This window comes from Microbacterium sp. W1-4-2, from assembly GCF_058349885.2.
Genome location: NZ_JBYRJC020000001.1, coordinates 1,288,675 through 1,308,585 on the forward strand (window position 1 = coordinate 1,288,675; position 19,911 = coordinate 1,308,585).

Genomic DNA, 19,911 nt, shown 5'->3' on the forward strand with positions numbered 1-19,911 from the left:
GTGCCGCGCGGTTCAACGGTCGACGGCCCAGCCGTACCGGTGGTGCAGCACGGCGGCCACCGTCCCGAACCGCTCGCGGTCCAGCGCCGCCGCCTCACGACGTACCCCGTAGCGGTGCACGAGATAGAACTGGTCCACGTCGACCCAGGACTCGCGGCCCTGGCCGTCCCACGAGCCCGAGCCGATGGACAGGAAGTCGTGGTCGCCGTCGTGCGGCTTGCTGGTCAGCTTCACCGCGTACGCGTGCTCGTCGTCGCAGCGGCCGATGATGAGCACCGGGCGGTCCTTGCCCTGCGTCGGATCGTCCTGGTACGGAACCCAGGTCCACACGATCTCGCCGGCGTCCGGCGCACCGTTCACGCGCGGCGCATACGAGATCCGCAGCGCCGCGCGTCCCGGGACCGGGATCTCCACGGTCGCGGTGCCACCGGCGCGCCCCGGCGATGCGGACCGGCGGCCGTTGACAGGCCGACGCGCCGTGCGGCGCGGGGCGGGCCGGAACAGGCCGATGAGGCGGGAGAGGATGCCGGTGCCGGTGCTCATCCGGTCACCATATCCGGCCGCGCCGCCGTCGGCGTGCGCGGCTCACGCGGCTTCGGGGACGAAGGCGTACCCCTCCTCGCCGTGGACCGCGGCATCCACTCCCGCGACCTCGTCGTCGCTGCACACACGGAACCCGATCGTGCGCTCGATCGCCCAGCCGGCGATCCAGGCGATGCCGAACGAGAACACCAGCACCGCCCCGGCGGCGATCGCCTGCACGATCAGCTGGTCGAGGCCGCCGCCGGTGAACAGGCCGGTGCCGGTGGCGAACAGCCCCAGGTACAGGGTGCCGATGACTCCGCCGACGAGGTGCACGCCGACCACGTCCAGCGAGTCGTCGAAGCCGAGCAGGTACTTCAGGTCGATCGCCTTCGCGCATGCGGCGCCCGCGATGGCCCCGAGCAGCAGCGCCCAGCCGGGCGTGAGGTTCGCACAGGCCGGCGTGATGGCCACGAGCCCCGCCACCGCTCCCGAGGCCGCCCCCACCGAGCTCGGCTTGCGCCCCGTGAGCCGCTCGACCAGAAGCCATCCGAGCACCGCCGCCGCTCCCGCGCCGAGCGTGTTCACGATGATGAGCCCGATCGGCGAGCCTCCCTGCGCGATGCCGCCGCCCAGGGCCGCAGCCCCGCCGTTGAATCCGAACCAGCCGAACCAGAGCAGGCTCGCCCCCACCAGCACGAGCGGCACGTTGTGCGGTTTGTGCCCGGCGTGGCCGAAGTCCACCCGCTTGCCGAGCACGAGCGCCAGGGCGAGGGCCGCAGCGCCGGCGTTGATGTGCACCGCGGTGCCCCCGGCGTAGTCGATCACGTTCGCCGACAGGCCGAGGTGCGTGCCGAGCGTGGCGATCCAGCCGTGCGGGTTCCACACCCACCCCGACACGACGAAGTAGTCGAGTGTGACGAACGCGCCGACGAACAGCATCCACGGGCCGAACCGGGCTCGATCGGCGATCGCGCCCGAGATCAGCGCGACCGTGATGATCGCGAACGTGGCACCGTAGGCCACCCCCACCAGGTCGACGTTCGCCGTCGCCCCGCCGGTGAGCGCCGACAGTCCGAAGTCGGCGAACGGGTCGCCGACCACGCCTTGCCAGCCGTGGGAGACGTCCTGCATCGAGTAGCCGTAGAGGATCCACAGCACAGCGACCAGGCCCATCGCCCCGAAGCTGAGCATCATCATGCTCACCACGCTCTTGGCCCGCACGAGCCCGCCGTAGAAGAAGGCGACCCCGGGCGTCATCAGCAGCACCAGGGCGGTCGCGACGATGTACCAGGTGAGGTTTCCGCTGTCCATGGGCACAGTCTTCGCTGTGGCCGTTTCGCGGGCGGTCGCCGCGCGTTTCGCGCATGTTACGGTCGGCGCCCCGGTGTGAACGTCGTGTTTCGGGACCTCCCGTGCGTGCCCGTCAGGAGGAGGTCAGCGCGATCAGCCGCGAGATCGCCCGCTGGTACTTCTTGCGGTACCCGCCGGCGAGCATCTCCTCGCTGAACACGTCGCTGAGCGCCACCCCGGTCGCGCGGACGGGGATCTGCGCGTCGTACGCGCGGTCGACGAATGCGACGAACCGCAGGGCTGCGGACTGGTCGTCCAGCTGCACGACGCCCCGCAGACCGACGACGTCGACCCCGTCGATGAGGCGGATGTACCGGGACGGATGCACCCGGGCGAGGTGCGCGACGAGATCTGCGAACGCGTCGTCCGACACGACGCGGTCGGCTGCGGCATCCATCTCGCGCGCGTAGCCGGCGTCGTCGAGCACGACCGCCACGCCGTCGATCGCGCGCTGCCGGTAGTCGGTGCCGTCGATGCGCACGGTCTGGAAGCTGTCGCTCATCGCCTGGATCTCGCGCAGGAAGTCCTGGGCGGCGAACCGGCCCTCGCCGAGCGCGTTGGGCGGTGTGTTGGATGTCGCGGCCAGCCGCGTGCCGGTGGCCACGAGCTCGCCCAGCAGCCGGGTCATGACCATCGTGTCGCCGGGATCGTCGAGCTCGAACTCGTCGATGCACAACAGCTGCGAGCCGCGGAACAGCTCGACCGTCTTCTGGTAGCCGAGGGCGCCGACCAGCGCCGTGTACTCGATGAACGAGCCGAAGTACTTCCGGCTGGCGGGCATCGCGTGGTACACCGACGCGAGCAGGTGGGTCTTGCCGACGCCGAACCCGCCGTCGAGGTACACGCCGGGCTTCGTCTCGGGCTGCTTCTTCGCGCGGCGGAACAGGCCGCCCCTCGCCACGGGTGCGTGCGGCGAGCTGAAGGCCTCGAGCAGCTCTTTCGCGGCCTGCTGCGACGGATAGGCCGGGTCCGGACGGTACGTGTCGAACGTCGCGTCGCGGAACTGCCGCGGCGGAACGAGCGCGGCGACCATCTCGTCGCCGGTCACCTGGGGAACTCGATCGGTCAGGTGCACGACGCCCTGGGGCCGGGTCACGTCGGGCTGCGTCGCGTGGGGCTGCGTTCTGGAGTGCACGGGGTGGGTTCTCCTGGCCGGACCTGCCATGGCAGGCCGAGCATTTCGGATTGTGAAGGAAAGGATCCGGCGCCCGAACGGGCGGCTACTCTCGAATGAGAGACGGAGTCCAGATTACGCCGTCCACCCGACAACACCCTGATCCCGCCCACACCCTGGTCATCCGGGATCCACTGATCCGAGGAGCCTTCCATGTCCGTCGAGCTCGATACCTCGTCCGCCAAGTTCGCCGAGTACTCCGAACCCGGGCGTCTGGTCACCGCCGACTGGCTGCAGGAACGTCTCGGTCAGCCGGGACTCGTGGTCGTCGAGTCCGACGAGGACGTGCTGCTCTATGAGACCGGCCACATCCCCGGCGCGGTCAAGGTCGACTGGCACACCGAGCTGAACGACCCGGTGGTGCGCGACTACGTCGACGGCGAGGGCTTCGCGCAGCTGCTGAGCCGCAAGGGCATCTCGCGCGACGACACGATCGTCATCTACGGCGACAAGAACAACTGGTGGGCCGCGTACGCGCTCTGGGTGTTCTCGCTGTTCGGCCACGACGACGTCCGCCTGCTGGACGGGGGCCGCGATCTGTGGATCGCCGAGGGACGGCCGCTCACGACCGACCCGACCGTGCGTCCGGCCGCCGAGTACCCCGTCGTCGCGCGCGACGACTCCGTTTTGCGGGCATACAAGGAGGACGTCCTGGCGCACCTGGGCAAGCCGCTGATCGACGTGCGCTCGCCCGAGGAGTACAGCGGACAGAAGACGCACATGCCCGAGTATCCGCAGGAGAGCTCGCTGCGCGGCGGCCACATCCCCTCGGCCAAGAGCGTGCCGTGGAAGCGGGCCGTCGCCGACGACGGCACGTTCAAGACGCGCACCGAGCTCGAGGCCATCTACCGCGACGAGGTCGGGCTGACCGACGCCGAGCCGATCATCGCCTACTGCCGCATCGGTGAGCGCTCGAGCCACACCTGGTTCGTCCTGCAGCACCTGCTCGGCTTCGACGACGTGCGCAACTACGACGGCTCGTGGACCGAATGGGGCTCGGCCGTACGGGTGCCGATCACTGCGGGCAGCGAGCCCGGCGAGGTTCCGGCGACCGTGACGGCGGGTCGCTGAGAGTCCGGAGGCAAGGGCGAGGATGACGCACGTACCCGACGCGCTGGCAGAGATCCGCGACGAGTTCCTCGAACTCGACGAGCCCGATCGACTGCAGCTGCTGCTCGAGTTCTCGCGTGAGCTGCCCGAGGTGCCCGAGCGGTATCGGGAGCATCCCGAACTGACCGAACGGGTCGCGGAGTGCCAGTCGCCGGTGTTCGTCGTGACCGAGATCGGCGACGACGGCCGGGTCACGATGCACGCCACGGCCCCGGTCGAGGCGCCGACCACGCGGGGGTTCGCGAGTATCCTCGCGCAGGGGATCAGCGGGCTCACGGTCGACGAGGTGCTGCAGATCCCCGGCGACTACCCGCAGACTCTGGGGCTGACCCGCGCGGTCTCTCCCCTGCGCATATCGGGGATGACCGGGATGCTCGCCCGCGCCCAGCGACAGGTGCGCATGCTGTCCACACCGTGACCGGGCCTACCGCGCGTCAGGGCATCGCGCCGCGCTACGAGTGCGCCGCGATGCCCTGACCGGCCAGCCAGTCGGTGATGGTGCTCGTCCAGCGCTCGGAGTCGTAGTTCCACAGCTTCGTGTGCCGCGCGACCTGGAACACCTCGAGCCGGACGAGGTCGGGCCGCGCCTCGGCGAGTCGGTGCGAGGCCTCCGACGGCACGAATCCATCGTCGTCGCTGTGCAGGATCAGGATCGGATGCCGCAGCTCGGCCGCGCGCGCGACGATGTCGAGGCGATCCAGCGGAATGGCTCGGCTGCGGGTCAGCGGCGCCGCCCAGTCGCTCTGCAGTGCGTTCATCGCCAGATCCGTGACGGGTTCGGGCAGTCGCAGCTGGCGGGCCTGGAAGTCGAGCACGGATCGCCAGTCGATGACCGGCGAGTCGAGCACCAGGCCGGCGATCGCCTCGCGGTGCGCGGAGTTGAGCGCGGCCTGCAGCGCGATCGCGCCGCCCATCGACCAGCCCATGAGCACGACCCGGCGGGCCCCGCGGCGCAGCGCGAAGCCGATCGCGGCGTCGACGTCCCGCCACTCGGTCGCACCGAGCCCGTACGATCCGTCTTTCGTGCGCGGCCCCTCGGTGTCGTTGCGGTACGCCACCACGAGCACCGGCATGCCGGCCGCGTGGAACAGCGGTACCGCACGCAGGCACTCGGCCCGCTTCGCGCCCCGACCGTGGATCTGGATGACCCAGGTGTCGGCATCCTCCTCTCCGGCGAACAGCCACGCCGGGCTCGGGCCCAGCGACGTGCCGATCAGCTCGTTCGTGAACGGCAGGTGCAGCTGCTCAGGCTCGTCGAAATACCAGCCGCTGAAGCCCGCCTGCGACGACAGTCGCGCGTCGGGGCCGATCTCGGTGAGCAGCTTGCGCTTGACTCCGGCCGCATCCGCTCCGAGCACGGTGCCGAGCTTGATGTACGACGCCGTGCCGGACGTGAACAGGCCGTAGCGACCGGGCAGCTCGGTATCGAGACTGCGGGCGAGGGTGATCGTCTGTGCGGCGAGGTCGAGCCCGACGATCGTGGTGTCCATCTCACGCGGTGCCGGCGTGACGACCTTGCGCGCGACGCGCATCGAGACGGCCGCCCACACGCCGGTCACGGCGACGAGGGCGGTGGCCAGCACCGCGATCGCTGCGCCGAAGCCTGCGCGGGCAGGGCGGGATGCGCCGCCCGATGCGGCGCGCCTGGAGTGGTTCATCGACGCTTCACTCTAGTCTGTCCGCGTGGCAGAATCTGGGCGGTCCACCGTCTTCGACGACGTCGTCGAGCGCCTGCGCGCGATGACGTTCCGCGGCGACCTGTCGGTGCGTGAGATCGCGCCGCCCACGGGGCTCGCGCCGTTCGCCTTCGCCTTGGCCGGAGACGTGCGCCCAGACGCCGACACCGGCGAGTCGCCGTACGGCACCGGACGCCTCGTGGTGCTGCACGACCCCGCAGAGCCGGACGCGTGGGGCGGCGGATGGCGTATCGTGAGCTTTGCGCAGGCTCCCCTCGAACTCGAGATCGGCAGCGATCCGCTGCTGGCCGACGTGGCATGGTCATGGCTGGTCGACGCGCTGCGGACTCGCGACGCCGAGTACCACGACGCAGCGGGCACCGCGACCAAGACCCTGTCGCGCGGCTTCGGCTCCCTGGCGGCGGAAGGCGACGGCTCGCAGATCGAACTGCGTGCGTCGTGGTCGCCCGCCGGCGACCTCGTGCCGCACGTGGACGCCTGGGCCGAACTGGTGTGCATGCTCGCGGGCCTGCCTCCCGGTTCAGAGGGCATGGAAGTGATCTCGACACGAAGGATGATGCGTGACTGACTACCAGGTGCTGTCCGACCAGGCCGAGCTGCACAGGGCCGCGGACGCACTGGCCGCAGGGTCCGGCCCGGTCGCGGTGGACGTCGAACGCGCCTCGGGCTACCGCTACTCGCAGCGGGCATACCTGGTGCAGATGTTCCGCCGCGACGCGGGGACGTTCCTGTTCGATCCGCCGGCGATCGGCGATTTCTCGGCTCTGCAGGCGGCGATCGGCGACCAGGAGTGGATCCTGCACGCCGCCAGTCAGGACCTGCCGTCGCTGCGCGAGCTCGCGCTGCTGCCGCCGGTGATCTTCGACACCGAGCTCGCCGCGCGGCTGCTCGGCCACGAGCACGTGGGGCTGGGAGCGGTCGTGGAGGAGACGCTCGGCATCACGCTGGCCAAGGCGCACTCGGCCGCCGACTGGTCGACGCGTCCGCTGCCGCAGCCGTGGCTGGAGTACGCCGCGCTGGACGTGGTGCACCTGGTCGACGTCCGCGACGCACTGGCGCGAGAGCTGGATGCCACGCACAAGACGGACTTCGCCGCACAGGAGTTCGCGGCCGAGCTGGCGCGCCCGCCCAAGCCGCCGCGCGAAGACCCCTGGCGGCGTCTCAGCGGCCTGCACACCGTGCGCGGGCGCCGCGCCTTCGCGATCGCGCGCGAGCTCTGGTCGGCGCGCGAGGAGTATGCGCGCGAACAGGACGTGTCGCCGGGGCGGCTGGTCCCCGACCGGTCCCTGGTGGCCGCGATCCGCGCCGACCCGCAGACGAAGGCCGAGCTGGCCGCGGTGAAGGAGTTCAACGGCCGCGCCAGCCGCTCGCAGCTGGACCGTTGGTGGACGGCGATCGAGCGGGGGCGCGCGTCTACCGACCTGCCCCTGGAACGCGTGCGCGGCGACGGACTGCCGCCCGTGCGGGCCTGGCACGATCGCAATCCCGACGCCGAGCGGCGCATCAAGGCTGCCCGTCCCGTCGTCGAATCCCACGCCGACGAGCTGCACATGCCGACCGAGAACCTGCTCACGCCCGAGCTGCTGCGCCGCGCCGCATGGGAACCCCGCGAACCCGTGTCGCAGGAATCGGTGGCCGGTCAGCTCACCGAGCTCGGCGCACGCCGGTGGCAGGTTGAAGAGACGGCACAGCTGATCGCCGATGCGTTTGTGGCTTCTGCGCAAGAGGACTTTGTCGCTTCCGCGCAACAGGCCGAGGACCCCGCCGAAGCCGCTTCGTAGGTTCGCCACACCCGGTTCGGACGCCGCGAAGGGCCCTGCCTAGGCTTGAGCCATCCCTACTTTTGGAGGCAGAGTGGCCGAGCTTTCGGACGTCTACTTCGTCGATGGAGTGCGCACCCCGTTCGGGCGCGCCGGCGAAAAGGGCATGTACTGGAACACCCGCGCCGATGACCTCGCCGTCAAGGCGACCATCGGCCTCATGGAACGCAACCCGGGCGTTCCCGCGGACCGCATCGACGACGTCGCGATCGCCGCGACCAGCCAGACCGGCGACCAGGGCCTGACCCTCGGCCGCTCGGTGGCGATCCTCGCCGGACTCCCCCAGACGGTTCCGGGCTTCGCGATCGACCGGATGTGCGCGGGCGCGATGACGAGTGTCGCCATGATGTCGGCATCCATCGCGTCGGGCATGTACGACCTCGCCCTCGCGGGCGGCGTCGAGCACATGGGCCACCACCCGATCGGTTCGAACGCCGATCCGAACCCGCGGTTCGTCGCCGAGAAGATGGTCGACCCGGCGGCGCTGAACATGGGCGTGACCGCTGAGCGCATCCACGACCGCTTCCCGCAGCTGACCCGCGAGCGCGCCGACCGCTTCGGCATGCTCAGCCAGCACAAGGCCCAGGCCGCATACGACGCCGGCCGGTTCCAGGCCGATCTGGTGCCCGTGGCGATCAAGGGCGCCGACGGGGCCTGGGGCCTGGCCACCGAGGACGAGGGCCGACGCCCGAACACGACGATGGAGGACCTCGCGGGTCTGAAGACCCCGTTCCGCCCGCACGGGCGGGTCACTGCCGGCACCTCGTCGCCGCTGACCGACGGCGCGACGATGTCGCTGATCGCGGGCGGCGACGCCGTGAAGGAGTTCGACCTCGCCCCCAAGATGAAGCTCCTGTCGTTCGCGTTCGCGGGCGTCCAGCCCGAGATCATGGGCATCGGCCCCATCCCCTCGACCGAGAAGGCGCTGCGCAAGGCGGGGCTGTCGATCGACGACATCGGGCTGTTCGAGCTGAACGAGGCCTTCGCGATCCAGGTGATCTCGCTGCTCGACCACTTCGGCATCGCCGACGACGACCCGCGTGTCAACCAGTGGGGCGGGGCCATCGCGCTCGGCCATCCCCTGGCGGCGTCGGGCGTGCGCTTGATGATCCAGCTCGCGGCCCAGTTCGCCGAGCGTCCCGACGTCCGCTACGGGCTGACCGCGATGTGCGTCGGCCTCGGGCAGGGCGGCTCGGTCGTCTGGGAGAACCCGCACTACAACGGCAAGCGCAAGAAGTAAGGCATCGGGAATGACGAATTACGACGAGATCGACTTCTCGCCCATCCAGTCCCTCACCGAGGGCGAGGTGGTCACGCACTCACCCGTGCGCGACATCCGCCTCGCGTCGGGCAGAGTGCTCGCCCTGATCACGCTCGACAACGGGCGCGACCACACCCGCCCGAACACGCTGGGCCTGGCCACGATGACCGAGCTCGGCGACACGCTCACCGCTCTCGCGTCCCGTGCCGGGGCCGGCGAGATCCAGGCCGTCGGCATCACCGGCAAGCAGTACATCATGGCCGCCGGCGCCGATCTCAGCGACATCACCAAGGTGGGCTCGAAGGCCAACGCCAAGCTCGTGGCACAGCTCGGGCACAAGGTGCTCGGCTCGCTGTCCGATCTGGGTGTGCCCACGTTCGCGTTCGTGAACGGACTCGCCCTCGGCGGGGGCCTGGAGATCGCCCTCAACTCGACGTACCGGACGGTGGATGCCTCGGCCGCCGCGATCGCGCTGCCCGAGGTGTTCCTGGGCATCATCCCCGGGTGGGGCGGTGCGTACCTGCTGCCCAACCTCATCGGCATCGAGAACGCGCTCGAGGTGGTCATCTCGAACCCGCTCAAGCAGAACCGGATGCTGAAGCCGCAGCAGGCGTACGATCTCGGCATCTTCGACGCGATCTTCGGGCCGGCGAACTACCTCGAGGAGTCGCTGCGCTGGGCCGATAGCGTGCTGGACGGCACGGTCAAGGTCGAGCGCAAGAACGTCCCCGGCAAGATCGAGCGGACCGTCAAGTGGCCCGTCGCGATCAAGGTCGCCCGCGGCATGCTCGAGTCCAAGATCGGCACCGTGCCCCGCTCCCCCTACGCCGCGCTCGAGCTGCTCGAGAAGGCCCGCAGCGGCACATCGCCGAAGGACAAGGCCGAAGGCTTCGCACGCGAGGACGAGACCCTCGCCGACCTCGTCACCGGCGACCAGTTCGCGGCATCCATGTATGCCTTCGACCTCGTGCAGAAGCGCGCCAAGCGCCCCGTCGGGGCTCCCGACAAGGAGCTCGCCCGCAAGGTCACGAAGGTCGGCGTGATCGGGGCGGGCCTCATGGCCAGCCAGTTCGCGCTGCTGTTCGTGCGCAGGCTGCAGGTGCCTGTGGTGATCACCGACATCGACCAGGCGCGCGTCGACAAGTGCCTGGCGTACATCCACGACGAGATCGGCAAGCTCGAGGCCAAGGGCCGCGTCGACGCCGACACCGCGAACAAGCTGCGCGGGCTGATCCACGGCACGACCGACAAGACCGAGTACGCCGACTGTGACTTCGTGATCGAGGCCGTGTTCGAAGAGGTGGGCGTTAAGCAGCAGGTGTTCGGTGAGATCGAGCAGATCATCGCCGAGGACGCGATCCTGGCCACCAACACCTCGTCGCTGTCGGTGGAGGAGATCGGCTCGAAGCTCGCGCATCCCGAACGCCTGGTCGGCTTCCACTTCTTCAACCCGGTGGCGGTGATGCCGCTGATCGAGATCGTGAAGACGCCGCATACGACGGATGCCGCCCTCGCGACGGCGTTCGTGGTGGCACGCGGCCTCGGCAAGAACGCGGTGCTCACCGCCGACGCACCCGGATTCGTGGTGAACCGGCTGCTGGCCAAGGTGATGGGTGAAGCCGCGCGCGCCGTCTACGAGGGCACGCCCGTCGAGAAGGTCGAGAAGGCGTTCGCCCCGCTCGGCCTGCCGATGGGCCCGTTCCAGCTCATCGACCTGGTGGGCTGGAAGGTCGCCGCGCACGTGCAGGACACGATGGCGCACGCCTTCCCCGACCGGTTCTACGCGAACGAGAACTTCCACGCGCTGGCCGAGCTGCCCGAGATCGTCGAGAAGGACAAGGGCGGCCGCGTCACCGGCTGGACGAAGGCCGCCGCGAAGGTGGTCAAGCCCGCCCTAGGCGCGCCACCCGTGGACGACGCGACGATCCTCGCCCGCGTGCAGGACGGCCTGGCGCAGGAGATCCGCCTCATGCTGGACGAAGGCGTGGTGCCCGAGGTCGAAGACATCGACCTGTGCCTGATCCTCGGCGCCGGCTGGCCGTTCATCGACGGCGGCGCGTCGCCGTATCTCGATCGCGAAGGCGCCTCCGAGCGGGTGTTCGGCGACACGTTCCACCACCCGCCGGTGCGTGGCATCCAGGTCTGAGAGCCGCCTTCCTCGCCTCGCGCGAGGGGATCTCACGGAACGAGGGCCCTTTCGTCGAAAAGGGCCCCCGTTCGGTGCATACTCCTCGCCTCGCCCGAGGGGCGACGGTGCTGGGCGACGCAAGCGGCCGGGCAGTGGGGTGCGGCGGTCAGTACAGCTCGTCCTCGGACGGGGCATCCGCACGACCGGCGGCGTCGCCCCGGGCGAGGATCAGTGCGGCGACGGCGAACACGAGCATGATGACTCCGACCGGGTTCGCGAAGCCGATGGCGATGCCGAGTGCAGGCTCGGATCCGCCGGTGAGGATCGTCCGCAGGCCGTCGGCGGTCACGTCGGGGATCATCAGGCCCAGCAGCACGGCGCACCCCCACGAGGCGTACATGGTGGCGGACGTGGCGCGGCGATGGCGGAATCCGCGGCTGCCGGTGCGCACCACGCCCTGCGCGATGAACAGGTGCAGCACGACCAGCACGGGAGCGAGGGTGAGCGCGTAGACCGGGGTCAGCTCTCCCGCGACACCGAACAGCGCGCGCCCGAAGGCGATCCAGGCTGCCAGAAGAACGCCGACGACGACGATGAGGATTCCAGGGAGCGAGCGGGTCTGCACGTCTCCACGCTACCGAAGCCCCGACCGGCGCCGAACCGGGCCGCCGATAGACTCCCGCCATGCCGCATGCACCGCTGTCCGCATCCCCGGGCGAGACGCCGTCGGATGCGCCCATGCGGTTCACTCCGCTCGCCGGAACGGCAGCGGGAAACGACTTCGTGGCCGGGCTGCTGAGCCCGGTCACGGCCGTGGCGGTGGCTCTCGGCGCGATCTCGACCGGCCGGGGCTGGTGGTGCGCCATGCGCAAGGCGCTGCGTCCGCCGCGCGCCGCTCGACAGCGCCCAGCGTGACGGCGCGGCGCGCCCGCTGCGGGACTGTCGAGATGGTCCAGATCACGAGCCGGCCGACGGGTCATTGTCGGTGGGCGGATTCGGGTGTAGACCTGATCCGTCCGATTCGCATCAGCGGTGTCGGTTCTGGGAAATGGGGAACATGAAATGAAGAGTCAGTCGCGGCTGAAGGCTGTGGGAGCCTTGGTCGCAACAGCGGCGCTGCTGCTGTGGGGTGGGCCGGCCATGGCGGCCCCGAACGGCGGCACAGCGCTCATGTGCACGGGCGGAGACATCGCCTCGGGTACGTATTCGTCGATCACCGTCACCGGTCACTGCACCGTGACCGAGGACGCGACGATCAGCGTCACCGGAAACATCACGGTCGCAGCCGGAGCGATCCTCGAGGCCGACGGTGCGCCGTCGACCATCACTGTCGGCCACAACGTCACGGCAGGTCCCGGTGCGTGGATCGCGCTGGGATGCACGCTGGCCCACGGCGGGTGCAGCACCCTGAAGGCGGACGTGCTGGTCAAGGGCAACGTGACGCTGGACCACGTGTTCAACGCCGCCCTGAACGGCATCACCGTCAACGGCAACGTCACCTCGATGGGCGGGGGCGCCGGGCTGGACTTCCCGGGCTTCATCCCGTTCTCGGTCAAGGACGACATCATCGGCGGCAACCTCACCGTCTCGGGGCTGACCACCACCTGGTTCGGAGTCATCCGCACCTCTGTGGGTCGCAACGTCACGCTCACGTCGATCAAGGTCAGCGACCCGGACGGCAATGAGATCGTCCACGACGTCATCGGCAGGAACCTGACCTGCACGGCCATGAACGTGCCGCCGCAGTTCGGCGACGCGACCGAGGAGAGCAGCGACCCGGCCTATCCGTACAGCATGGTGGGCGGCCACGCCAACGGTCAGTGCGGCTTCGTGCTGGCACCCTGATCGCATCACCCGCACCCGTCGCGTCGACGCCGTGTTCGGCGACGCGACGGTGTTGCCGGGTCCGGCCGCGGACGTGACCCTGTCAGTCCGCCCGACGGGCGGCGTCGGCTGCCCGCTGGCTTCCGGCGCGCACGGGACGCGCGGAGGGGATCCGTGTCCCCTGCACCTGTCCGACGACGTCCTGCGCGATCCTGGCGGCTGTGAGCCCTGCGTCGCGAAGGATCTCGTCGCGGGAGGCGTGCGGGATGAACTCGTCAGGCAGTCCCAGCTCGTCCACGGCGGTGTCGACGCCCGCCTCGCGCAGCACCTGGCGTACGCGGGTGCCGACGCCTCCGACGCGGATGCCGTCCTCGATCGTGATCACGAGCCGGTGGGATGCCGCGAGCGCGACGATCGAGTCCGGCACCGGCACGACCCACCGCGGGTCGGCGACGGTCGCACCGATCCCCTGCGCGCGCAGCCGGGTCGCGACGTCCATCGCGAGGCGCGCCATCGGGCCGACCCCGATCAGTAGGACGTCGGATTCATCGCCGCGGGCGAGAATGTCCACGCCGTCCGCCAGCCGCTCCACTGCGGGCAGGTCGGCTGCGACCGCGCCCTTCGGGAAGCGCACCACGGTCGGGCCGTCCTCGACCGAGACGGCCTCGGCGAACTCCTCGCGCAGTCGGGCGGAGTCACGCGGTACGGCGATGCGGATGTGCGGGATGAGCTGCAGGATCGCGAGGTCCCAGATGCCGTGGTGGCTCGGGCCGTCGGGGCCGGTCACCCCGGCCCGGTCGAGCACGAACGTGACACCGGCGCGGTGCAGTCCGACGTCCATGAGCGCCTGGTCGAACGCCCGGCCCATGAACGTCGCGTACAGCGCGACCACCGGATGCAGTCCTCCATAGGCCAGCCCCGCGGCGGACGCGACAGCGTGCTGCTCGGCGATGCCGACATCGAACACGCGGCCCGGAAAGCGCTGCGCGAACGGCAGCAGTCCCGTCGGACGCAGCATCGCCGCCGTCACCGCCACGAGATCGCTCCGCTCGGTGCCGAGCTGTTCGAGCGAGGTCGCGAACACGTCCGTCCAGGTCGTGGCGCCGGTCGCGCCGAGCGCCTCGCCCGTGCGCGGGTCGATCCGGCCGACGGCGTGGAATTGGTCGGCCTCGTCGTGGATCGCCGGGTCGTAGCCGCGCCCCTTCTCGGTGATGGCGTGCACGATGACCGGCGCGCCGTACTCCTTCGCGAGTTGCAGCGTCTCGATGAGGGCGGGGATGTCGTGTCCGTCGACCGGTCCGAGGTATTTGATGTCGAGGTTCGAGTACAGCGCCTGGTTGCCGGTGAACCGCGACAGGAAGCCGCGTGTTCCGCCGCGCAGCCCTCGGTGCATCGCGCGGCCGACCGATCCGAATCGGCGGAACAGATGCTCGGAACGCTCGTCGAGGTCGCGGTATGTCTGCGCGGTGCGGATGCGGTTCAGGTATCGCGCCATGCCGCCGATGGTCGGGGCGTACGAGCGACCGTTGTCGTTGACGACGATGACGAGGTTGCGGTCATTGTCGTCGGAGATGTTGTTCAGCGCCTCCCACGTCATCCCGCCGGTCAGCGCTCCGTCACCGACGACGGCGACGACGTGCCGGTCGCGCCGGCCGGTGCGCGCGAAGGCGCGTGAGATGCCGTCGGCCCAGCTCAGCGAGCTGGACGCATGGGACGATTCGACGACGTCGTGCAGGCTCTCGGAGCGCTGCGGGTATCCGGCAAGGCCCCCGCGCGAGCGCAGGGCGCTGAAGTCCTGACGACCGGTGAGCAGCTTGTGCACGTAGGACTGATGGCCGGTGTCGAACACGATGGGATCGCCCGGCGAGTCGAACACGCGGTGCAGGGCGATCGTCAGCTCGACGACGCCGAGGTTCGGGCCGAGATGCCCGCCGGTGCGCGCGACGTTCTCGATGAGGAACGAGCGGATCTCGGCGGCGAGCTCATCCAGCTGCCGCGGCGTCAGCCGGTCCAGATCACGGGGCCCGGAGATCTGCGGCAGGATCGCCATCGGTTTCCTTCCCGCGTCGCCGTCCGGCAATGCGCGCACCAGTCTAACCCGCGCAGGCCCGTGCTCCCGGTGTGTCGATCGTACGGACGGACACAAGGAGCCGGCCCTCGCGAGAGAGCCGGCCCCTTGTGCTCAGTGCTGCGCGCTCGAGGCTCAGACGAGCGAGCGCAGCACGTACTGCAGGATGCCGCCGTTGCGGTAGTAGTCGGCCTCACCGGGCGTGTCGATGCGAACCACGGCATCGAACTCGACGGGCGCCTTGCCGTCTGCCGACGCCTCGGTGGGTGTGGCGACGACGTGCACGGTCTTGGGCGTCGAGCCCTCGTTCAGCTGCTCGATGCCGCTGATCGCGAACGACTCGGTGCCGTCCAGGCCCAGCGAATCGGCCGACTCGCCGGCCGGGAACTGCAGCGGGATGACCCCCATGCCGATGAGGTTCGAGCGGTGGATGCGCTCGAAGCTCTCGGCGATCACCGCGTGCACGCCCAGCAGGGTCGTGCCCTTGGCCGCCCAGTCCCGCGACGAGCCCGAGCCGTACTCCTTGCCGGCCAGCACCACGAGCGGGACGCCCGCGGCCTGGTAGTTCTGCGACGCGTCGTAGATGAACGCCTGCGGGCCCCCGTCCTGGGTGAAGTCGCGGGTGTAGCCGCCCTCCACGTCGTCGAGCAGCTGGTTGCGCAGACGGATGTTCGCGAACGTTCCGCGGATCATCACCTCGTGGTTGCCGCGGCGCGAGCCGTACGAGTTGAAGTCCTTGCGGTCCACGCCGTGGTCGCTCAGGTACCTGCCCGCGGGGCTGTCGGCCTTGATCGAACCGGCCGGGGAGATGTGGTCGGTCGTGACCGAGTCGCCGAGCTTGGCGAGCACGCGTGCGCCCGAGATGTCCTTGACCGGCTCGGGCTCGGCGCCCATGCCCTCGAAGTACGGGGGCTTGCGCACGTAGGTCGAGGCATCCTGCCACTCGAACACCGCGCCGGTCGGCGTCGGCAGCGACCGCCAGCGGTCGTCGCCGTCGAAGACCGACGAGTACTCGCGGTCGAACATGTCGGTCGAGATCGATGAGTCGATCGTCGACTGCACCTCGGCGGCGTCGGGCCAGATGTCCTTGAGGAACACGTCCTGACCGTCGGCGCCGGTGCCCAGCGCATCGGTGTCGAAGTCGAAGTTCATCGACCCCGCCAAGGCATACGCGATCACGAGGGGCGGCGAGGCGAGGTAGTTCATCTTGACGTCGGGGTTGATGCGGCCCTCGAAGTTGCGGTTGCCCGAGAGCACCGCGGTGACGGCCAGGTCGCTGGCGTTGACGGCGGCCGAGACCTCTTCGATGAGCGGACCGGAGTTGCCGATGCAGGTCGTGCAGCCGTAGCCCACGGTGAAGAAGCCGAGCTTCTCGAGGTCGTCGGTGAGACCCGACTTCTCGTAGTACTCGGTGACGACCTTCGATCCGGGGGCGAGCGTCGTCTTCACCCACGGCTTGACCTTCAGGCCCTTCTGGACCGCGTTGCGTGCCAGCAGGCCCGCGGCGAGCATCACCGACGGGTTCGACGTGTTCGTGCACGACGTGATCGCGGCGATCGTGACCGCACCGTGGTCGAGCGTGTACTTCTGGCCGTCGGCGGCGGTCACCGGGGTGGGCTTGGACGCCGTGGCCGGCGCGTGCGAGTGGTGCGAGTGGTGATGGATGCTGTGCTCGTCCTCGGGCGAGTTCGCCGGCGGATCGGACGCCGGGAACGACTCGGCCACCTCGAGGTCGACGAGGTCGTGCTCGGCGTCGGCGTAGTTGAGCAGGTCCTTCTCGAACTGCTGCTTGGACTCGCTGAGCAGGATGCGGTCCTGCGGACGCTTCGGGCCGGCGATCGACGGGACCACGGTCGACAGGTCCAGTTCGAGGTACTCGCTGAACGACGGCTCGACGGACGGGTCGTGCCAGAGGTGCTGGGCCTTCGAGTACGCCTCGACGAGTGCCACCTGGTCGGCGCTGCGACCGGTCAGGCGCAGGTAGTCGAGCGTGACGTCGTCGATCGGGAAGATCGCAGCGGTCGAGCCGAACTCGGGGCTCATGTTGCCGATCGTGGCGCGGTTGGCCAGCGGCACGGAAGCGACGCCCTCGCCGTAGAACTCCACGAACTTGCCGACCACGCCGTGCTTGCGCAGCATGTCGGTGATCGTGAGCACGACGTCGGTCGCCGTCACGCCGGCCGGGATCTCGCCCGAGAGCTTGAAGCCGACCACACGCGGGATGAGCATCGACACCGGCTGGCCGAGCATGGCCGCCTCGGCCTCGATGCCGCCCACACCCCAGCCCAGCACGCCCAGGCCGTTGACCATGGTGGTGTGCGAGTCGGTCCCGACGAGCGTGTCGGGGTAGGCGCGCAGGACGCCGTCGACCTCACGGGTGAAGGTGACGCGGGCCAGGTACTCGATGTTGACCTGGTGGACGATGCCGGTCCCGGGCGGGACGACCTTGAAGTCGTCGAACGCGGTCTGGCCCCAGCGCAGGAACTGGTAGCGCTCGCCGTTGCGCTGGTACTCGATCTCGACGTTGCGCTGGAACGAGTCCGGGGTGCCGAACAGGTCGGCGATGACCGAGTGGTCGATGACCATCTCAGCCGGCGACAGCGGGTTGATCTTCGTGGGGTCGCCGCCGAGGTCCACCATCGCCTCGCGCATGGTGGCGAGGTCGACGATGCAGGGCACGCCCGTGAAGTCCTGCATGAGCACGCGCGCCGGCGTGAACTGGATCTCGGTGTCGGGCTCGGCGTTCGGATCCCACGATCCCAGCGCCTCGATCTGCTTCGTGGTGACGTTCGCACCGTCCTCGGTGCGCAGCTGGTTCTCCAGCAGCACCTTCAGGCTGAACGGCAGCTTGTCGAAGCCCGGCACCGCGTCGACCCGGTAGATCTCGTAGTCGGTGCTGCCGACCGTCAGGGTGCTCTTCGCACCGAAGCTGTCAACCGTGGACACGTCTCGTCTCCTTCGTCGGCGGCGGAAGGCGGGCGGCACCCGCGCTCCCATCATTCTCCGCGGTCACGGCTGAGGCCAGCAAGGCTCGCCTAACCATCGCGCGGCGGACAATTTATCTTGATATCAAGATAAATGTATCACTCGCCGCCTGGGGTCGACACGCCGTCGGGGCCGTCCGCGCGCTTCGGATACAGCGCTCGCACCGCCAGCCAGGTGACCGCCACCATGGGCGCGAACAGCGGCAGTCCCATGATGAGCTTGAGCGTGCCCAGGGCCGTCACCTGGTCGGTCAGGAACAGCGGCAGCTCAACGGCCAGACGCGCGCCGAACAGGCACGCCCAGGCGATCGTGAGCCAGAACAGCACCCGCCGCTTGCGCTTGTCGGCACGCCAGGCCGCGCCCTCGTTCATCAGCCAGCCGACCGCCACGCCGATCAGCGGCCATCCCACGAGCGCCGAGATCAGCAGCACGCTGCCGTACACGCCGTTCGTGATCAGGCCCAGGACGAAGTTGTCGGCGGCCCGCCCGGTCCACAGTGCCAGCGCGGCGGCGGCTCCCGTGGCGACGAGCCCGCCGATCGCGGCCGCGGCGGTCGACCGGGCGATCAGCCGCACGATCGTGAAGACCGCGGCGAGGCCCAGCGACAGGCCCACGGCCAGCCAGAGATTGCCCTGATGCGTCTTCGGGTCGACGGTGGCGGTCCAGACGATCACGAACACGAGCGTGGGCAGGACCGATTCGAGCACGCCGCGCCAGCCGCCCATGGCGTGCCAGACGACGTGCCCGGTGCTGCTCGAGGCGGCCGGGTCGAGCCCGGCGCGCCGTGCGGAGCCGCCGAGGGCCGCGCCGAAGATATCGGATGCCGTCTGCGGCTCGGACGCGTCCGACGAGCGCGGCCGCCGCTCCGGCGACGAGTCGTCGGCGCCGCGCGGCACCTCGTGCTCCGGTCGGTCGGGATCGCTCACGCCACGCCCGGCGTCGACGGCATCTTCAGCGGGATGAGGTCGCGGGGCGGCATCGGCGAGCCGCCGCGCACGACCACGATCGACCGGAACAGGTCCTCGACCTGGGCCGCGGCATCCACGTTCGCCGTCGCCGCTCCCCCGATCACTCCGCGCAGGAACCACCGCGGACCGTCGACCCCGACGAACCGCGCCAGACGGCGCCCCGGCGTGCCGTCCTGGCCGACCACCGGCACCTCGGCGAGCAGCTCGGGGCCGAGCGGGCCCTCGCGCTCCTCGACGCGCCCGCCCTGCTGCCGCACCTGCTGGCGGATCTGCTCGCGTGTCTCGTCCCACAGCCCCGACGTGCGGGGCGCCGCGAAGGGCTGCACCTGCAGCGTCGACTCGGCGTAGTCCAGCCCGACCGCGACGATCCGCTGGGACTGCTCCTCGACCTCCAGACGCAGGTTCAGCCCCTCGCGCGGAAGGATCTTGATGCCGCCGAGGTCGATGTAGGGGCGCACCGGGTTGGCCTCGCTGTCGTCGAAGGGACCCGCGCTCTCGCGGTCGACCGGTGCGGACTTGCCCGCCGGCGGCGTGGCATCTGTCATGAGAGTTCCTTCGTCTCGTTCTTGTAACCGGTGGAGCCGAACCCGCCCTCGCCGCGCGCACTGGCCGGCAGCTCGTCGACCGGGACGAATCGCGCCCGCGCGATCGGCATCACGATCAGCTGGGCGATGCGGTCGCCGACGGCGATGTCGTACGGCTCGGCGACGTCGGTGTTCAGCAGCGTGACCTTCAGCTCGCCGCGGTAGCCGGCATCCACCGTCCCGGGGCTGTTGACGATCGTGATGCCGTGCTTGGTGGCCAGGCCGCTGCGCGGCACGACGAAGGCGACGTAGCCCTCGGGCAGCGCGATGCGCACGCCGGTGCCCACGAGCGCACGCCGACCCGGCTCGAGTCGCAGCGCCTCGGCGGAGATCAGATCCGCGCCGGCGTCACCCGGGTGTGCGTAGGCCGGAAGCTCGGGGGCGATAATGGGGACGTCCACGGTTTCGGTCACTCCA

18 protein-coding genes are annotated in these 19,911 nt (G+C 70.0%); 8 read left to right on the forward strand and 10 right to left on the reverse strand.

Annotation, left to right across the window (positions count from 1 at the left end):
* Positions 1 to 12 precede the first annotated feature (12 nt).
* The 3 genes from AC3RX0_RS05965 to zapE form a co-directional block, all read right to left on the reverse strand.
* Positions 13 to 543 carry a type II toxin-antitoxin system PemK/MazF family toxin gene (locus AC3RX0_RS05965; RefSeq protein ID WP_491504997.1) on the reverse strand — a complete coding sequence of 177 codons (531 nt, stop codon included), beginning with the start codon at positions 541 to 543 and terminating at the stop codon, positions 13 to 15.
* Between the two features lie 42 nt (positions 544 to 585).
* Complete coding sequence (locus AC3RX0_RS05970; RefSeq protein WP_491504998.1) at positions 586 to 1,836, reverse strand: ammonium transporter; 1,251 nt, start codon at positions 1,834 to 1,836, stop codon at positions 586 to 588.
* 112 nt (positions 1,837 to 1,948) lie between these two features.
* Complete coding sequence (gene zapE, locus AC3RX0_RS05975) at positions 1,949 to 2,971, reverse strand: cell division protein ZapE (RefSeq protein WP_491504999.1); 1,023 nt, start codon at positions 2,969 to 2,971, stop codon at positions 1,949 to 1,951.
* A gap of 231 nt (positions 2,972 to 3,202) precedes the next feature.
* Between zapE and AC3RX0_RS05980 the strand changes: the two genes are divergently transcribed.
* Together AC3RX0_RS05980 and AC3RX0_RS05985 are read left to right on the forward strand one after the other, a co-directional pair.
* Positions 3,203 to 4,120 (forward strand): sulfurtransferase, encoded by a 918-nt coding sequence (locus tag AC3RX0_RS05980; protein ID WP_491505000.1) that lies wholly within the window; start codon positions 3,203 to 3,205, stop codon positions 4,118 to 4,120.
* Positions 4,121 to 4,142: 22 nt separating this feature from the next.
* Complete coding sequence (locus AC3RX0_RS05985) at positions 4,143 to 4,577, forward strand: SufE family protein (protein ID WP_491505001.1); 435 nt, start codon at positions 4,143 to 4,145, stop codon at positions 4,575 to 4,577.
* 34 nt (positions 4,578 to 4,611) lie between these two features.
* On the opposite strand, the gene AC3RX0_RS05990 is transcribed toward AC3RX0_RS05985, so the two are convergent.
* Entirely contained in the window at positions 4,612 to 5,817 is a 1,206-nt protein-coding gene (locus AC3RX0_RS05990) for an alpha/beta hydrolase (RefSeq protein ID WP_491505002.1), read from the reverse strand.
* 25 nt (positions 5,818 to 5,842) lie between these two features.
* On the opposite strand from AC3RX0_RS05990, the gene AC3RX0_RS05995 reads away from it, so the two are divergent.
* From AC3RX0_RS05995 to AC3RX0_RS06010, 4 genes are all read left to right on the forward strand, one after another.
* Positions 5,843 to 6,424 (forward strand): DUF3000 domain-containing protein, encoded by a 582-nt coding sequence (locus tag AC3RX0_RS05995; RefSeq protein ID WP_491505003.1) that lies wholly within the window; start codon positions 5,843 to 5,845, stop codon positions 6,422 to 6,424.
* Positions 6,417 to 7,637 (forward strand): HRDC domain-containing protein, encoded by a 1,221-nt coding sequence (locus tag AC3RX0_RS06000; protein WP_491505004.1) that lies wholly within the window; start codon positions 6,417 to 6,419, stop codon positions 7,635 to 7,637. Before AC3RX0_RS05995 ends, AC3RX0_RS06000 begins: the two co-directional genes overlap by 8 nt.
* Before the next feature lie 73 nt (positions 7,638 to 7,710).
* Positions 7,711 to 8,916 carry a thiolase family protein gene (locus tag AC3RX0_RS06005; protein WP_491505005.1) on the forward strand — a complete coding sequence of 402 codons (1,206 nt, stop codon included), beginning with the start codon at positions 7,711 to 7,713 and terminating at the stop codon, positions 8,914 to 8,916.
* A 10-nt stretch (positions 8,917 to 8,926) separates the two neighbouring features.
* Positions 8,927 to 11,083: a 3-hydroxyacyl-CoA dehydrogenase NAD-binding domain-containing protein gene (locus AC3RX0_RS06010; protein ID WP_491505006.1), complete on the forward strand. Its 2,157-nt coding sequence runs from the start codon at positions 8,927 to 8,929 to the stop codon at positions 11,081 to 11,083.
* A 148-nt stretch (positions 11,084 to 11,231) separates the two neighbouring features.
* Here the strand turns inward: AC3RX0_RS06010 and AC3RX0_RS06015 are convergent, their stop codons facing one another.
* Complete coding sequence (locus tag AC3RX0_RS06015; RefSeq protein WP_491505007.1) at positions 11,232 to 11,690, reverse strand: hypothetical protein; 459 nt, start codon at positions 11,688 to 11,690, stop codon at positions 11,232 to 11,234.
* Between the two features lie 59 nt (positions 11,691 to 11,749).
* Between AC3RX0_RS06015 and AC3RX0_RS06020 the strand changes: the two genes are divergently transcribed.
* Complete coding sequence (locus tag AC3RX0_RS06020) at positions 11,750 to 11,980, forward strand: hypothetical protein (RefSeq protein WP_491505008.1); 231 nt, start codon at positions 11,750 to 11,752, stop codon at positions 11,978 to 11,980.
* A gap of 147 nt (positions 11,981 to 12,127) precedes the next feature.
* Positions 12,128 to 12,910, forward strand: a complete 783-nt coding sequence (locus AC3RX0_RS06025) for a hypothetical protein (protein ID WP_491505009.1) — start codon at positions 12,128 to 12,130, stop codon at positions 12,908 to 12,910.
* A gap of 82 nt (positions 12,911 to 12,992) precedes the next feature.
* On the opposite strand, the gene dxs is transcribed toward AC3RX0_RS06025, so the two are convergent.
* The 5 genes from dxs to dut all read right to left on the reverse strand — a co-directional run bounded on the left by dxs (position 12,993) and on the right by dut (position 19,907).
* Positions 12,993 to 14,939 (reverse strand): 1-deoxy-D-xylulose-5-phosphate synthase, encoded by a 1,947-nt coding sequence (gene dxs, locus AC3RX0_RS06030; protein WP_491505010.1) that lies wholly within the window; start codon positions 14,937 to 14,939, stop codon positions 12,993 to 12,995.
* Positions 14,940 to 15,092: 153 nt separating this feature from the next.
* On the reverse strand, positions 15,093 to 17,903 hold the full coding sequence (gene acnA, locus AC3RX0_RS06035) for an aconitate hydratase AcnA (protein WP_491505011.1): 2,811 nt from the start codon (positions 17,901 to 17,903) through the stop codon (positions 15,093 to 15,095).
* 137 nt (positions 17,904 to 18,040) lie between these two features.
* Positions 18,041 to 18,868: a DUF3159 domain-containing protein gene (locus AC3RX0_RS06040; RefSeq protein ID WP_491505012.1), complete on the reverse strand. Its 828-nt coding sequence runs from the start codon at positions 18,866 to 18,868 to the stop codon at positions 18,041 to 18,043.
* The gene (locus AC3RX0_RS06045) at positions 18,865 to 19,455 is read right to left on the reverse strand and encodes a DUF3710 domain-containing protein (protein ID WP_491505013.1); all 591 of its coding nucleotides are present in this window, start codon (positions 19,453 to 19,455) and stop codon (positions 18,865 to 18,867) included. Before AC3RX0_RS06045 ends, AC3RX0_RS06040 begins: the two co-directional genes overlap by 4 nt.
* Positions 19,452 to 19,907, reverse strand: coding sequence for a dUTP diphosphatase (gene dut, locus AC3RX0_RS06050; protein WP_491505014.1), 456 nt, complete (start codon positions 19,905 to 19,907; stop codon positions 19,452 to 19,454). Before dut ends, AC3RX0_RS06045 begins: the two co-directional genes overlap by 4 nt.
* Between the last annotated feature and the right edge of the window lie 4 nt (positions 19,908 to 19,911).

Coding starts and splice junctions, on each gene's coding strand:
- dxs (WP_491505010.1), bottom strand. CDS start 14,939: ATGGCGATCCTGCCGCAGATCTCCGGGCCCCGTGATCTGGACCGGCTG.
- AC3RX0_RS06045 (WP_491505013.1), bottom strand. CDS start 19,455: ATGACAGATGCCACGCCGCCGGCGGGCAAGTCCGCACCGGTCGACCGC.
- AC3RX0_RS06010 (WP_491505006.1), top strand. CDS start 8,927: ATGACGAATTACGACGAGATCGACTTCTCGCCCATCCAGTCCCTCACC.
- AC3RX0_RS06020 (WP_491505008.1), top strand. CDS start 11,750: ATGCCGCATGCACCGCTGTCCGCATCCCCGGGCGAGACGCCGTCGGAT.
- AC3RX0_RS05965 (WP_491504997.1), bottom strand. CDS start 543: ATGAGCACCGGCACCGGCATCCTCTCCCGCCTCATCGGCCTGTTCCGG.
- AC3RX0_RS06025 (WP_491505009.1), top strand. CDS start 12,128: ATGAAGAGTCAGTCGCGGCTGAAGGCTGTGGGAGCCTTGGTCGCAACA.
- AC3RX0_RS05990 (WP_491505002.1), bottom strand. CDS start 5,817: ATGAACCACTCCAGGCGCGCCGCATCGGGCGGCGCATCCCGCCCTGCC.
- AC3RX0_RS05980 (WP_491505000.1), top strand. CDS start 3,203: ATGTCCGTCGAGCTCGATACCTCGTCCGCCAAGTTCGCCGAGTACTCC.
- AC3RX0_RS05985 (WP_491505001.1), top strand. CDS start 4,143: ATGACGCACGTACCCGACGCGCTGGCAGAGATCCGCGACGAGTTCCTC.
- AC3RX0_RS05970 (WP_491504998.1), bottom strand. CDS start 1,836: ATGGACAGCGGAAACCTCACCTGGTACATCGTCGCGACCGCCCTGGTG.